The organism is Crocosphaera sp. UHCC 0190, from assembly GCF_034932065.1.
Lineage (GTDB): Bacteria > Cyanobacteriota > Cyanobacteriia > Cyanobacteriales > Microcystaceae > UHCC-0190.
The window spans coordinates 367,943-381,117 of sequence record NZ_JAYGHP010000001.1 but is presented as its reverse complement, the minus strand read 5'-3'; the positions used below and the strand labels follow the sequence as shown (position 1 = coordinate 381,117).

Below are 13,175 nucleotides of genomic sequence, written 5' to 3'. Positions count from 1 at the left end.
TAACAAAACTTTATTTATCTTCATGAGTTCTGCCCTCCTCAACTTAAAACATCTTAAAAATACCCTAAAACATACGATTTTCTTCGGGAATGATCCCACCCCCGAACTATTTGCCATCCTTAGCGTCTATTTTGTGCAAGGAATCCTCGGTTTAGCCCGTTTAGCGGTTAGTTTCTTCCTCAAGGACGATTTAGGGTTAAATCCCGCCCAAATGGGGGCATTAATTGGAGTAGCTGCCATTCCTTGGGTGATAAAACCTGTTTTTGGCTTTCTTTCCGACGGTTTACCCCTTTTTGGCTATCGTCGTCGCCCCTATCTCATCCTTTCAGGGATACTCGGCAGTTTATCTTGGATAATGTTAGCAACGGTTGTTACCAATGCTTGGTTAGCTACTTTCACCCTGCTGTTAACCTCCATCTCGGTCGCCCTTAGTGATGTTATTGTAGACTCATTAGTGGTAGAACGGGCCCGCAAAGAGTCTTTGGGACAAGCGGGATCATTACAGTCATTAACCTGGGGAATATCTGCGGTTGGGGGGTTAATTACAGCTTATTTAAGTGGATGGTTATTGCAACAGTTTAGTAATCAAACTGTCTTTGAAATTACCGCTATTTTTCCTGTGATTGTTTGTCTTTCTGCTTGGTTCATTGCTGAAGTTCCAGTTGATAATAATGATCAAGTTTTTCAAGCTAATAATTCTCCTATTAAAGAGCAAATAACCTTGGTTTGGCAAGCCATTAAACAGAAGTCAATTTTATTACCAACTGCCTTTGTTTTTTTGTGGCAAATGACCCCCAATGCTGACTCTGCATTTTTTTATTTTACCACCAATGAGTTAGGATTTGAAGCAGAATTTCTAGGACGAGTTCGTCTTGTTACCAGTGTAGCGGCATTGGTCGGAATTTGGGTCTATCAAAGATTTCTTAAAACTGTTTCTTTCAGACAGATTTTAGGATGGAGTATTGTTATTTCTTCGGGGTTGGGGATGACGATGTTATTATTAGTTACCCATACTAACCGTGCTTTGGGAATTGACGATCATTGGTTTAGTTTAGGAGATAGTCTTATCCTAACAGTTGCCGGTCAAATTGCTTTTATGCCTATCTTGGTTTTGTCGGCAAGATTATGTCCAAAAGGCATCGAAGCGACCTTATTTGCTTTATTAATGTCCATTGTTAATTTATCTAACTTATTATCCCATGAATTAGGAGCATTATTAACCCATTGGTTAGGGGTAACAGAAGCTAACTTTGAGCGTCTTTGGTTATTAGTTGTTATTACTAATTTATCCACCTTGTTACCGTTACCTTTCTTGGGTTGGTTGCCAAATACTGATCCCCAAACTCAAGAAAAAGAAGCCAAACAGGATAGTATTAATCTTGTAGAAGTTTATGAAAATCATCCTTTAGGAAGTCTTCCTTCCGATTCAATTATACCAGAATTATTACCTGATTTTGTAACAACAAAACAACAGGGATAAGTTTTATATCATTCTAAAAAGTAACTAGAATAACAAGTTCTTTAGTAAGATACTCACTTTTTATCAATCATGACTACTTCAATTGTCAATAATACGAAAAATCAGCCTTATAATTGTGAAGAATGGCAACAAGGTTATCAGTCTCAACCGAATGAATATAATTATTGGATTGATGAGATTGAGGGGATAATTCCTGATGAATTACAAGGTACTTTATTTCGGAATGGCCCTGGTTTATTGGAGGTTCAAGGAACGCCTTTAAAACATCCTTTTGATGGCGATGGGATGATTTGTGCAATTTCTTTTTTGCCTGGGGGAAAGGTTCATTTTCGTAACCGTTTTGTTCAGACTAAAGGGTATGTCGAAGAACAGGCAGCAGGTAAAATGATTTATCGGGGCGTATTTGGGACACAAAAACCTGGGGGATGGTTGAATAATTTTCTGGATGTTAAAGTTAAAAATATTGCTAATACAAATGTCATTTATTGGGGTAAAAAATTACTTGCCCTTTGGGAAGCAGCAGAACCCCATCGACTTGATCCAGCAACATTAGAAACCTTTGGGTTAGAGTATTTAGAAGGAACATTAAATCCTGGTGATTCTATTTCTGCCCATCCTTGGATTGATCCTTCTTGTAAGTTAGATAATGGGCAAGCTTGTTTAGTTAATTTTTCGATTAAACCAGGAATTTCTAGTAAAATAACTATCTATGAATTTGCACCCAACGGTAAGTTATTACGTCGTCATTCCCATATTATTCCTGGGTTTTCTTTTATTCATGATTTCGCTATTACCCCCCATTATTGCCTCTTTTTACAAAACCCTGTCACTTTTAATCCACTACCCTATTTTTTAGGGTTTAAAGGTGCTGGAGAATGCGTTAATTTTCATCCCAACAAGTCTAGTAGTCTCATCATTATTCCCCGAACTCCACCTTATGAAGACATCAAAATCATGGAAACTCAAGCAGGTTTTGTGTTTCATCATGCTAATGCGTTTGAGGAAGGAAACAACATTTATTTAGATTCAATTTGTTATGATTCTCTTCCCCAAATTCAACCAGATAGAGATTATAAACAAGTTGATTTTTCAAATTTAGATCCTGGACAATTATGGCGGTTTAAAATTGATTTAAAAGATAATACAATTCAGGGTAAAATGATAGAAAGTCGCTGTTGTGAATTTCCTTCTGTAAACCCTGAAAAGGTAGGCAGAAATTATCGTTATTTATTCACGGGAACTGCTCATAATTCTCAGGGAAATGCCCCCTTACAAGGCATTCTTAAACTAGATTTAGTGACAGGAGAAAAACAGTTACATTCTTTTGCTCCTAGTGGGTATGTCAGCGAACCTATTTTTGTACCGAAACCCCAAGCAACTCGTGAAGATGAAGGATGGGTTTTGGTGATGGTTTATGATGGTAGTAAACATCGTTCTAATATCGTGATTTTGGATAGCGAAAACTTAGAAAAAAGTCCCATTGCTACCTTACATCTTAAACATCATATTCCTTACGGTTTACATGGGAATTGGACAGATGAAGTGTTTATTTAGTTAAATAATAATACTACGTGACAGAAAAAAGTAGGGGTCAACGGCCGTTGACCCCTACAATAATGTTTTTGTTTTTACCCTATTCTTATTGGTATTTTACTAATCATAACGTGAGGTGGGCATTGCCCACCCTACTACTATAAAACCCTCCTCAATAACGAGAAGGGTTAACAATTCAGTTCATTAATTAAAGGGAATTAAGCAGACCAACCACTGTGGAAGAATTCACCTCTTGGTTTATCAGTCCGTTCGTAAGTATGGGCCCCAAAGTAATCACGTTGCGCTTGAGTTAAGTTCTGAGGTAACTCAGCACGACGATAGCTATCAAAGTAGTCTAAAGAAGAACTAAAGGCAGGAACCGGAATTCCCAATTGATTGGCTAATACTAGCACCTCGCGCCAAGCTTCTTGACGGTCTAAAATACTTTGTTTAAACTCAGGAGCTAACAACAGGTTAGGCAAACTAGGATTGTCTACAAATGCCTTCTTAATCTTATCTAAGAAGCCCGCCCGAATGATACAACCGCCTTTCCAAATACGGGCAGACTCAGGTAAGCTAACTTCGTTATTGTAATACTCAGCAGAGGCTTTAGCAATTAACGCCATCCCTTGAGCATAGGAACACATTTTAGAGCAGTAGAGAGCATCCCGTACTTTACCGACAAAAGCTTTAACATCGCCATCAAATTTGACGGTGGGGCCTGGTAATTGCTTAGAAGCCGCTACCCGTTCCGCTTTGTAAGAAGACATCACCCTTGCGTTAACCGCAGCATACATAGTAGGGATGGAAACTCCTAACTCTAAGGCACTCATGATTGTCCAACGTCCCGTGCCTTTTTGACCAGCAGAGTCGAGAATTAAATCAATCAGATGGGTATTGGTTTCGGGGTCGATATATTTGAAGATATCGGCAGTAATTTCAATTAAGAAAGAATTGAGTTCATCGGTGGTATTCCACTCGGTGAAGACTTCATGCAACTCAGTATTAGTGAGGCCGAGAGCATTTTTCATAATGTCGTAGGCTTCTGCAATTAACTGCATATCGCCATACTCAATACCATTGTGAACCATTTTCACATAATGGCCAGCACCCCCAGGGCCAACGTAGGTAACACAGGGGCCATCATCGACTTGAGCCGCAATTTTGACTAAAATGGGTTCTAATTCTTTATAAGCCGCTTTAGTGCCTCCAGGCATAAGGCTAGGGCCTTTTAACGCGCCTTCTTCACCACCACTGACACCCATTCCCACAAAACCGAAACCAGTAGATTCGAGATATTTTGTGCGGCGTTCGGTATCTTCATATAAGGAGTTACCGCCATCAATAATCATGTCTCCTTCTTCAAGGAGGGGTTTGAGTTGTTCAATAACAGCGTCAACGGGTTTTCCCGCTTGTACCATTACCAAAATTTTACGGGGACGTTCTAACAGTTGTACGAACTCTTCTAAAGAATAGGCCGCTTTTACGTCTTTATCTTGGGCCCTGTTTTTCATGAATTCTTCTGTCTTGCTTGCTGTACGGTTATAGACAGCAATGGGAAAACCACGACTTTCGACGTTGAGGGCGAGGTTTTCTCCCATTACCGCCAAGCCGATTACGCCAAAGGTTCGCTTTGTCATATAATTCCTACCAACTCTACGGGTGTCTTATAAAGAGAATTAACGGTCTTGTTTGACTGTTGAAGTGTGTCTAGGGAACACGCTGATTAGTTTAACCCTATCTTTTGCTTAACCTGGGTTCTCTACAGAGAATCTTAACTAATCCCAGGAAAAAGTGATCGATTATACTAAAATTGAGCCAATAAAATGGACAAATTAGTTGATATTCAAAAACAATCAACACTTGTGAGGTTTGGGAACAAGGGAGGAAATCATCAAAATTTTAGTATCAACCCTAAAAAAACTCAAAGAATAGAACTTCTGACTTCTGTCCATTCGCGCCGCAGCTACGCTGTGGAACTTCTGACTTCATTAATTATTTCCATTCAGGATGGGGTTCAATGGGTAAACAAGTTCCAAATTTATTAATTTGATTGATCATTTTATATAATCTTCCTGAATTCAGTCGATTAAAGTATAAAATTAGACGGGGAAGATTAGAAGTTTCGTCTTTTATTTCAGCAGGTAAAGCGCAACTTTTTTCGATTTTTCCTTTGACTAAAATATCAGAATATTCTTCATTAAGTTGTTCAACTTGTTCATCTGTTAATTCTGAGTTGAGACGCATAACTAATAAATCTTCTACATAACGAATCGAATGATAAACACAATAAAATTCACGAATCACATTACAAGCAGTGGCTAAACTATCAGTTATTGTATAAAGACTAGAATCTTCTTTACTAATTAAACCTCTGGCTAATAGATTGCTATAATTATACTCGTTCCAGGTTTTCCAATAGTCTCCCCCAGGTTCATCTATTAAGACTAAAGGAGAGGGCCCATATTTTCCTGTTTGACATAAGGTTAATGTCTCAAATGCTTCATCTTGTGTCCCAAACCCCCCAGGAAATAAAGCCACCGCATCACTTTCTTTTAAGAAGAAAAGCTTACGGGTAAAAAAGTATTGAAATTTAATTAATTTATCATCCCCCGCAATAAAAGGGTTAGTCCCTTGTTCAAAAGGTAACTCAATATTTAACCCAAAAGAATGCTCTCTCCCTGCTCCTTCATTCCCTGCTTGCATGATACCACCCCCTGCTCCTGTCAGTACCATAAAGCCAAATTGGGTTATATAACGGGCAAATTCCACCGCCAGACGATATTCTGAACTTTGGGGGGATAAACGGGCTGACCCAAAAATGGTAACTTTACGAGTGTGACGATAGGGATGAAATACCTTAAACCCCTTTTCTAAGTCTTCTAGGGTAGTGGTGAGGATTTTCCAGTCTAAACGCTCAACTTCTTCATCCGCAATGCGTAATAAGACTCCTAATGCTCGCTCTATCAATTTACCATGTTGATGGTTGGGTAAATCTTTGATCAGGGTTTCTAAGTCTGAAACTAAGGATGATTGGTTATTATTGGTTGATAAGGTCATAATTTAAGTAAAAAGTTAGAAGTTTGACGTTATCGATTAGGTTAAGCGACTGGAAAGGGTGATTGTATTGAAGACTACTTCTATTTTACCTAAGTTGCGATCGGATGATGAATATAAGGGTGTTTAAAAATACATTGATCGATCAATAGCCATAGCATAAGCTTAAAGTTGACATAACTAAATTAATTTTGTTATGCTTTCATTAAATGCTACTGTCAAAATGTCTTCACCTATCGGACATAGTTTAGCTGGAATAGGCGGTTTCTTATTAATTCGTCATTATCCTGATTTTTCTAAACATTTTTCAGCAAAAGCCTTATTAACAACAGGGATTATTTTTGCCAATTTACCTGACATTGATTTTATTTTAGGTTATGTTTTTTTTCAGAATATTAGTGCATTACATCGTCAGTTTACTCATAGTTTTTTCTTGGGAATTCTGATTAGTATTTTCGTGGGATATTGTTTGAAAATAAGCAATAAAACTCGCTATTTTTTTATCTCATGGCTGATGGGTCTTTATTTTAGTCATATTTTTTTGGATATGTTAGCCTATGATAGATATCCTCCGGCTGGGGTTCAATGTTTTTTCCCTTTTAATTTCTCTTATTTTTCCTTTCCTATTACAATTTTAGGTGGGTTAAATGCGACTGATGGAATTTGGCATTTTGGTAATGTCTTAACGATTCTACAAGAAATAGTTGTTATTCCTTTGCTGTTTTTAATTATTTTAAGCGTTAAAAAATTGGTTAAAAATAAATTAGGTTTCTCTGGAAACAAATAAGAATGTAGGGGCGAGTTTATCTAACAATTCGCTAATTCTAACCAATATGTCAGATAAACCGGCCCCCACAGGGTATCTTTGGTGGCTGATTACTTATTAATATTCCGCGCCATTTGACGGAACATATCCATGCTATTATCACCTTGACGACGCTCTTCTTTAGCTGCCTCAGTGGGTTGAGGGGAAGAACTAGCCCCATTGGTATTCATGGCAACGCCATTATCTTCAGATGTTTTCTTTTTCATAGAAGAAACTTCCTGGACAATTTCGCCACCTTTACCCCCTGGACGCTTGGGAAATGTGCGCTTAATGGTATTGGGTTTACGCATAAACTCGACGTTTCCGAGAGTTTTTGCATCATCATCACTCAAGAAGAAGGCCTCCTTATTTTCCGGTTCGGGAATACCCGTGTCCGTTTCATCAACATATTTGGCCTTACGACCACTAAACAGCCCGAAAAATCCTGCCATTGGGGTTTGCTCTCCTAAATGATTTTCTGAAGAAAAATATTGCGATATATTAAATCTTATCAAAATTTGTTACAAAGTTAAGCAAAAGTAATGAAAGTCTGAATTTTTTCAGAACCCACTAAAAACGGGTTGGTTGCTGACGTAGCTTTTCCAAGTCTAGAGTTAATAACTGTTGATAAGCGTTATCTATCAAGCCTTTTCCCCGCAAAAATCCTGTATTTGCCCCAGGACAGAGGTAATTGAGGGTTTCTGAGGAAAAGCGATCGCGTAATTGGGCCACACTTTGCAACTGACGAAACCAGTGAAAGGTTTTCCCTAAGCGTAAAGGGGTAATTTGTCCCTGATTATCAGGTAGAAGATGCCGTCCGGTAAACAAAACCCCCTGATGATGGTTCCAATAGACACAGGAAGCCCCTGGAGAATGGCCAGGTGTCCAAATACCAGTGATGTTATCCCCTAAGACAATTTCCGTCTCAAAGGTCGTTACAGGGACTTCTGGCAACAAATATGCTTCTTGTTCTTGGATAACCACCTCACAGTCAAGGCGTTTTTGCCAATCTTTGACTGATTGACCGATCCCCCCCCGGTGGGTGATTACTAACCATTTAACGCCCCCCTGCTGCTGTAAAAAGCTACAATTATCTTCATCGAGGAAAGGACAATCTATCAAGATATTACCTGTCTTTTCGAGAATAAAATAAGCCGTTCCCCCTAAAATCTCTCGATTGGGAGGAAAAGCAAATAATCCTTCTAACAACAGACGAGGGGGTTTAGAGGCTTTCACGGTTTTTGGATTCATTTATGTTGAAAACTTACCTACAATAGAGAATAGGTGCTATCTCTCTATTATTGCTTTGATTGAGCATACTCCCTAACACAATCTGAATTATTCAATATGTGGTTACTTTTAATTATTTTAGGCGCAATTACATACTTTCTCGTTCAGCGCAGTGTCGCTCCCATTACCCGTACCCCTGTCTGGATAATTTGGTTGGTGATGATGATGCCAGCTTTCGTTTGGACAATTTGGTATGAATTTGTGGGTCAAGACCAGCCGATACCCTTATTATTAGTGGTTGCGCCCCTAATTATCTGTTTTACAGTATATGTCTGGTTAATTCGACTCGGACAACCTACCACCTCAGACAAAAATATTAAGGAAAATTCAGCCGCAGTTGATTCCCAAGACACAGAGAAATCTACTGAAGAATCCCAAAAACTTCGCCCCATCACAGTCACTGAAGAAAAGTCCTTAAGAGATTGTTTTCCTTGGGCAGTCTATTACCTACAAAATTTAGATTATCGTCCCCAGGCCATTCTCTGTCGAGGCAAGTTACGGACGGCACCAGAAGAAGCTTATAAGTCAATTAAGAAAAATATTGAACAGGTATTTGGCGATCGCTTTTTAGTTCTATTTCAAGAAGGTTTAAGCGGTAGTCCCTTTTTTGCTTTAGTTCCAAATCCTTGGGCAAAATCTGAGAAAAAGGACACCGAAAAACCCTTAACCCGTCCTTTCTTTGCTTTGGGGTTATTATTAGTTACTTTATTAACAACGACCTTTGTTGGGGCTGAAATGGCCGGAGTTTCTAGGGAAATGATGGAAGCAAATTCCCGTGTCTTGTTGCAAGGACTGCCTTATAGTTTAGGATTAATTGCCATTCTCGGTCTTCATGAATTAAGTCACTATTTTACTGCGGTTCGTTATAAAATTGCCACCACGTTACCTTATTTTATTCCCATTCCTTTCTTCTTAGGAACCTTTGGGGCCTTTATTCAAATGAAATCTCCTGTTCCCCATCGTAAAGCCTTATTTGATGTGGCGGTGGCTGGCCCGTTGGGGGGTTTCATTATAACAGTTCCGTTATTGTTGTGGGGACTTTCTCTCTCAGAGGTGGTTTCTCTTCCTATGAATGAAGCATCAACTCTCCTGGATTTTCAAGCCCTTGATCCACGATTTTCCTTTCTTTTTGCTGTTTTGGCAAAATTGGTTTTAGGGAGTAGTTTTTTGGCGGGAAAAGCAGTTCATCTTCATCCTTTAGCAGTGGCTGGATATGTGGGATTAATTGTTACAGCCTTGAATTTAATGCCTGTGGGACAACTAGATGGGGGGCATATTATCCATGCTATGTATGGGCAACGAACTGCGATTATTGTGGGGCAATTAACTCGAATTTTTATGTTAGTTTTGGCCATGATTCGACCGGAATTCTTAATTTGGGCGATCCTTTTATTCTTAATGCCTGTTTCTGATCAACCGGCCCTGAATGATGTAACGGAATTGGATAATAAACGGGATTTATTAGGGTTATTTTCCTTGATTTTGTTACTCTCAATTTTATTGCCTTTACCTGGGGCGATCGCTAATTGGTTGAGTATTTAATCGTTTTCTCGGTCTTCCTGGCCATTTCTGTCACGGTTTATTCTGACATCAAATACCGGAGTTTCCACCAGGTGGAATGTGGTTGAAGCATAGGCAACGCGATCGCCTGTCATCAAGAATTCATCGAGAATGCGGGTAAAAAGTTGATCTCTTTTCACCCGTCGGGATTTGTAGTCAACGACATAACGTAGGGTAAATTCCATCCAGTTGTCAGTTGTCACCAGGGTAACGGCCGGCTCAACTCTGGCATTTTCAATCAAATACTTATGTACCATTTCTTTCCAGTGAGTGTTAGCATGAGGGACGTACTCTCCGACGACTTCTTCTGCTACTCGCTGGAGAATTTCTCTGGCTAAGTGGTGATCGCTCCCATATTTGACAGGTATGACAATTTCATCCCAGACAAAGGGAAAATCAGCCGAATAGTTGTAAACAGGTTCTTTGAAGACAAAACTATTGGCAATGCGGACAATACGGCCATTGTACAAGTCAGCTTTTACCCAAGCCCCAATTTCCATGACCGTAGTTCGCAAAATACTGATGTCAATTACGTCCCCCATAATGCCCCCCAGTTGAATTCTGTCTCCTGGGTTATAGAATTGTCCGAGGGAAATGGCAAGCCAACCAGCAATACTAGCGATGACTTCCTGGAGGGCAAAAGCAACCCCCGCACCAATTACCCCAAAGACTACGGTTAACTGTCCCAGGCGATCGCTAAAAACAATCGTAACAAACAGAACAATTGCTAAATAGCCGATGAAGGTGATGACTTTGCGGAGGTAATAGCTAATATCGGAATCGGTAATATAGCGGGGCAGAGAACGGCTCAGATAGCGGAAAATGACATTAATCAAAACAATGCCAATGGCAATTATAATCAGCTTAATTACAATTGGGTGAGAGAACCAGTTTTGAATTAATCTCAATAGGCTGTGTTCTTTTCGATATTGAGCGATAGAAGTTTTTATTTTTTGTAGATATTCTGCGGCTAACTGTTTTTGCGTTTTACCTGCTGCCTTGGCATCGCTTTCTGTAATGCCAATCAGGACTGTATCTTTTGAGGAAACAATTTCTACTCCCTCGACTTCTGCTACCTGAAAAGAATCAAGAGGAATGGAGAAATCTTTAGCCACTCCTTCAATTCTGTTACTGATTTCTTTGGCTCGTTGTTGTTGGGAAGCTGGCCCAAATTTTTCTTGGATAACAAAGAGGGTTTCATTGTTGAAAACCACTGAGCCATCATTTGACTTGTTTTCAGAGTTAGGACTTTTCTGAGAATAAGCTAATGAATTACTTAAAACAATCAGACAAGTCACTAAAACAAAAATGATTAAGGCTTGCCAATATTTTTTCATCACATTAGAAACTGTAGAAATCCCCGGAAAAAACTTATTCAGCAGAATGACGATCTATTTTGTCTAATTCTTGGGCTAAAGTTTGATTTTCCTCGGCTGAAAACCCAACCACAGAACGTACTCCTTCTAAGGTAGAAAGGATGTTTCGCGGGTCCATAAACATCACTTTGCTGCTTTCACTGCTACCAATTTTTACCCCCATATCTAAATAATTTTGGGCTAATAAAAATTGTAAAGCTTCACGAGCATTTGGATCTGAAGTTAATTTTTGTGAGAGTATATCCACCGCTTTTGCTACCGCTTCGGCTTTTAAAATTTGTTGTTGACGTTCCCCTTCTGCTTTGAGAATTTCAGATTTTTTGTGGGCTTCTGCCTGTAAAACCTGTGATTCTGCTTGTCCTTGGGCCGAGTTAATAGCTGAGTCTCTTTCCCCTTCAGAAGTTAAAATTGCCGCCCGTTTTTTTCGTTCTGCTGCCATCTGTAATTCCATGGAATCTAGCACGGCTTTTGAGGGTACAATATCCCTTAATTCGACTCTGGTAACTTTCACTCCCCAAGGGTCTGTAGAAATGTCTAATTCTCTCAATAAAAGCTCATTGATTTCTGTTCTGGCCGTAAAGGTTTGATCAAGTTCTAACTTACCCATTTCTGAACGAATTTGGGTTAAGACTAGATTGACCATAGCCAATTGGAGATTTTCTACTTTATAATAGGCTTTCTCCATATCCATAATGCGCCAATAAACTACAGCATCGGCGGTGATAGAAACATTATCTTTAGTAATACAAGATTGCGGAGGAATATCAATCACCTTTTCTCGAATTGTCCCTTGATAAACAACCCGATCAAGAAAGGGAACAACAAAGTTTAATCCCGACCCCAACTTTTTATTATAGCTGCCCAATCTTTCGACTAAATATTCATTTTTTTCATTGACAATTTTAACGGAACCAAAGACGGCAGAACCGCCTAATGCTAGAATAACTAAGAAGAAAAACTGACCCATTTTAAAACCTCCTTAAAAATTTCATGATTCGTTTTAAGCTTTGGGTAAAAATTCTGGTAAAACGATTAAAGTGTTTCCTTTTCGTGTCACGATATAAACTTTTTGATGAGAGGAGATCCCTATCTTATCATCAGCACAAATGGCCTGCCAAGAATTACCCTCATACAAAACTCTCCCCGTTTTTCCTGGTTCAATTTCCGTTAAGGTTTCTCCTTCTTCTGCATCACCAAAATTGGGATTTAAGGCTTTTTTCCTAGGAACAAATCGCCGAGAACCTACCACAAAAAAAGTAGATATACCTAACCACAAAATAACCTGGAGAGGAAAATAGGGAATCATTAAGGCGATCGCAGCAACAATAATGGCACTAATTCCCATCATAAAGGCCACAAAGGCCACGGGAAATATTGCCTCCATCAAGCAAAGTGTAGCACCTGCAATTAGCCAAAGTAAAGACGGACTAACCATAACGGGATGTTAACGTTGGGATTGGGAATTTTAGACTAGGGGGATTGTCTGATTTTATGATAACCTTTCTGTCGAGATGCGCTACACTAAGATGGTTAAAAAACAAGTTTCTTAAGGAAATTTTACAATGTTTGATTTGAGTCTATTGTTCAACCTGGCCAATGTTTATGTCTTACCTTTTTGGTTATTAATGGTTATTTTACCGAAATGGGGAATCACCCAAAAAGTTATGACTTCCTATCTCCCATTTGTTCCTTTAGCGGGGTTATATATTTATTTGTTTTCCGGTAGTCTTGACCCCGAATCTGCGGCAGCATTTTCTAACCCTACATTGCCTATTTTAGCACAACTTTTTAGTCAAGAACCTGTCATGTTAACGGGATGGGTTCATTTTATTGTTTTAGATTTATTTACGGGACGATACATTTATTTAGACGGCAAAACAAAAGGTATTTGGACAATTCATTCTCTCATTTTTTGTTTATTAGCTGGACCCATTGGGTTACTGTCTCATATCCTGACTTCTTGGATACAATTAAAGTTCTTTAAAAATGAAGATGTTCAAGTAAGTGCAACGTCATAGAGATTTTGTATATTCAAGTTTATACCTAATCATTTAAGGCAGCAAAATTAGAATAT

General features: G+C 39.0%; 12 protein-coding genes. 5 read left to right on the top strand and 7 right to left on the bottom strand.

What is annotated here, in order from left to right; genetic code table 11:
- Window positions 1-22: 22 nt before the first annotated feature.
- Window positions 23-1,480: a folate/biopterin family MFS transporter gene (locus VB715_RS01825; RefSeq protein ID WP_323299486.1), complete on the top strand. Its 1,458-nt coding sequence runs from the start codon at window positions 23-25 to the stop codon at window positions 1,478-1,480.
- Window positions 1,481-1,549: 69 nt separating this feature from the next.
- Window positions 1,550-3,034, top strand: coding sequence for a carotenoid oxygenase family protein (locus VB715_RS01820; RefSeq protein WP_323299485.1), 1,485 nt, complete (start codon window positions 1,550-1,552; stop codon window positions 3,032-3,034).
- Window positions 3,035-3,231: 197 nt separating this feature from the next.
- Here the strand turns inward: VB715_RS01820 and gnd are convergent, their stop codons facing one another.
- Together gnd and VB715_RS01810 are read right to left on the bottom strand one after the other, a co-directional pair.
- Complete coding sequence (gnd, locus tag VB715_RS01815) at window positions 3,232-4,653, bottom strand: decarboxylating NADP(+)-dependent phosphogluconate dehydrogenase (RefSeq protein WP_323299484.1); 1,422 nt, start codon at window positions 4,651-4,653, stop codon at window positions 3,232-3,234.
- A 355-nt stretch (window positions 4,654-5,008) separates the two neighbouring features.
- Window positions 5,009-6,073 carry an LOG family protein gene (locus tag VB715_RS01810; protein ID WP_323299483.1) on the bottom strand — a complete coding sequence of 355 codons (1,065 nt, stop codon included), beginning with the start codon at window positions 6,071-6,073 and terminating at the stop codon, window positions 5,009-5,011.
- Window positions 6,074-6,293: 220 nt separating this feature from the next.
- Between VB715_RS01810 and VB715_RS01805 the strand changes: the two genes are divergently transcribed.
- On the top strand, window positions 6,294-6,857 hold the full coding sequence (locus VB715_RS01805) for a metal-dependent hydrolase (RefSeq protein ID WP_323299482.1): 564 nt from the start codon (window positions 6,294-6,296) through the stop codon (window positions 6,855-6,857).
- Window positions 6,858-6,946: 89 nt separating this feature from the next.
- On the opposite strand, the gene VB715_RS01800 is transcribed toward VB715_RS01805, so the two are convergent.
- On the bottom strand, window positions 6,947-7,327 hold the full coding sequence (locus VB715_RS01800; RefSeq protein ID WP_323299481.1) for a hypothetical protein: 381 nt from the start codon (window positions 7,325-7,327) through the stop codon (window positions 6,947-6,949).
- A 118-nt stretch (window positions 7,328-7,445) separates the two neighbouring features.
- Window positions 7,446-8,126 (bottom strand): MBL fold metallo-hydrolase, encoded by a 681-nt coding sequence (locus VB715_RS01795; protein ID WP_323299480.1) that lies wholly within the window; start codon window positions 8,124-8,126, stop codon window positions 7,446-7,448.
- A gap of 96 nt (window positions 8,127-8,222) precedes the next feature.
- Between VB715_RS01795 and VB715_RS01790 the strand changes: the two genes are divergently transcribed.
- Window positions 8,223-9,707: a site-2 protease family protein gene (locus VB715_RS01790; RefSeq protein WP_323299479.1), complete on the top strand. Its 1,485-nt coding sequence runs from the start codon at window positions 8,223-8,225 to the stop codon at window positions 9,705-9,707.
- On the opposite strand, the gene VB715_RS01785 is transcribed toward VB715_RS01790, so the two are convergent.
- Genes VB715_RS01785 through VB715_RS01775 form a run of 3 tightly spaced genes read right to left on the bottom strand, consistent with a single transcriptional unit; the run spans window position 9,704 to window position 12,536 of the window.
- Window positions 9,704-11,062: a mechanosensitive ion channel family protein gene (locus tag VB715_RS01785; protein ID WP_323299478.1), complete on the bottom strand. Its 1,359-nt coding sequence runs from the start codon at window positions 11,060-11,062 to the stop codon at window positions 9,704-9,706. The two genes, VB715_RS01790 and VB715_RS01785, sit on opposite strands and share 4 nt — an antisense overlap.
- Window positions 11,063-11,096: 34 nt before the next feature.
- Window positions 11,097-12,068 (bottom strand): SPFH domain-containing protein, encoded by a 972-nt coding sequence (locus tag VB715_RS01780; protein ID WP_323299477.1) that lies wholly within the window; start codon window positions 12,066-12,068, stop codon window positions 11,097-11,099.
- Window positions 12,069-12,101: 33 nt separating this feature from the next.
- A complete protein-coding gene (locus VB715_RS01775) occupies window positions 12,102-12,536 on the bottom strand; it encodes an NfeD family protein (protein WP_323299476.1) in 435 nt (144 codons plus the stop codon).
- A 127-nt stretch (window positions 12,537-12,663) separates the two neighbouring features.
- Between VB715_RS01775 and VB715_RS01770 the strand changes: the two genes are divergently transcribed.
- Window positions 12,664-13,119 (top strand): ABA4-like family protein, encoded by a 456-nt coding sequence (locus VB715_RS01770; protein WP_323299475.1) that lies wholly within the window; start codon window positions 12,664-12,666, stop codon window positions 13,117-13,119.
- The last annotated feature ends 56 nt before the right edge of the window (window positions 13,120-13,175 follow it).

What these genes read in the sequence shown, in the direction of transcription:
- VB715_RS01825 (WP_323299486.1), top strand. Translation starts at nt 23, where the DNA reads ATGAGTTCTGCCCTCCTCAACTTAAAACATCTTAAAAATACCCTAAAA.
- VB715_RS01820 (WP_323299485.1), top strand. Translation starts at nt 1,550, where the DNA reads ATGACTACTTCAATTGTCAATAATACGAAAAATCAGCCTTATAATTGT.
- gnd (WP_323299484.1), bottom strand. Translation starts at nt 4,653, where the DNA reads ATGACAAAGCGAACCTTTGGCGTAATCGGCTTGGCGGTAATGGGAGAA.
- VB715_RS01810 (WP_323299483.1), bottom strand. Translation starts at nt 6,073, where the DNA reads ATGACCTTATCAACCAATAATAACCAATCATCCTTAGTTTCAGACTTA.
- VB715_RS01805 (WP_323299482.1), top strand. Translation starts at nt 6,294, where the DNA reads ATGTCTTCACCTATCGGACATAGTTTAGCTGGAATAGGCGGTTTCTTA.
- VB715_RS01800 (WP_323299481.1), bottom strand. Translation starts at nt 7,327, where the DNA reads ATGGCAGGATTTTTCGGGCTGTTTAGTGGTCGTAAGGCCAAATATGTT.
- VB715_RS01795 (WP_323299480.1), bottom strand. Translation starts at nt 8,126, where the DNA reads ATGAATCCAAAAACCGTGAAAGCCTCTAAACCCCCTCGTCTGTTGTTA.
- VB715_RS01790 (WP_323299479.1), top strand. Translation starts at nt 8,223, where the DNA reads ATGTGGTTACTTTTAATTATTTTAGGCGCAATTACATACTTTCTCGTT.
- VB715_RS01785 (WP_323299478.1), bottom strand. Translation starts at nt 11,062, where the DNA reads ATGAAAAAATATTGGCAAGCCTTAATCATTTTTGTTTTAGTGACTTGT.
- VB715_RS01780 (WP_323299477.1), bottom strand. Translation starts at nt 12,068, where the DNA reads ATGGGTCAGTTTTTCTTCTTAGTTATTCTAGCATTAGGCGGTTCTGCC.
- VB715_RS01775 (WP_323299476.1), bottom strand. Translation starts at nt 12,536, where the DNA reads ATGGTTAGTCCGTCTTTACTTTGGCTAATTGCAGGTGCTACACTTTGC.
- VB715_RS01770 (WP_323299475.1), top strand. Translation starts at nt 12,664, where the DNA reads ATGTTTGATTTGAGTCTATTGTTCAACCTGGCCAATGTTTATGTCTTA.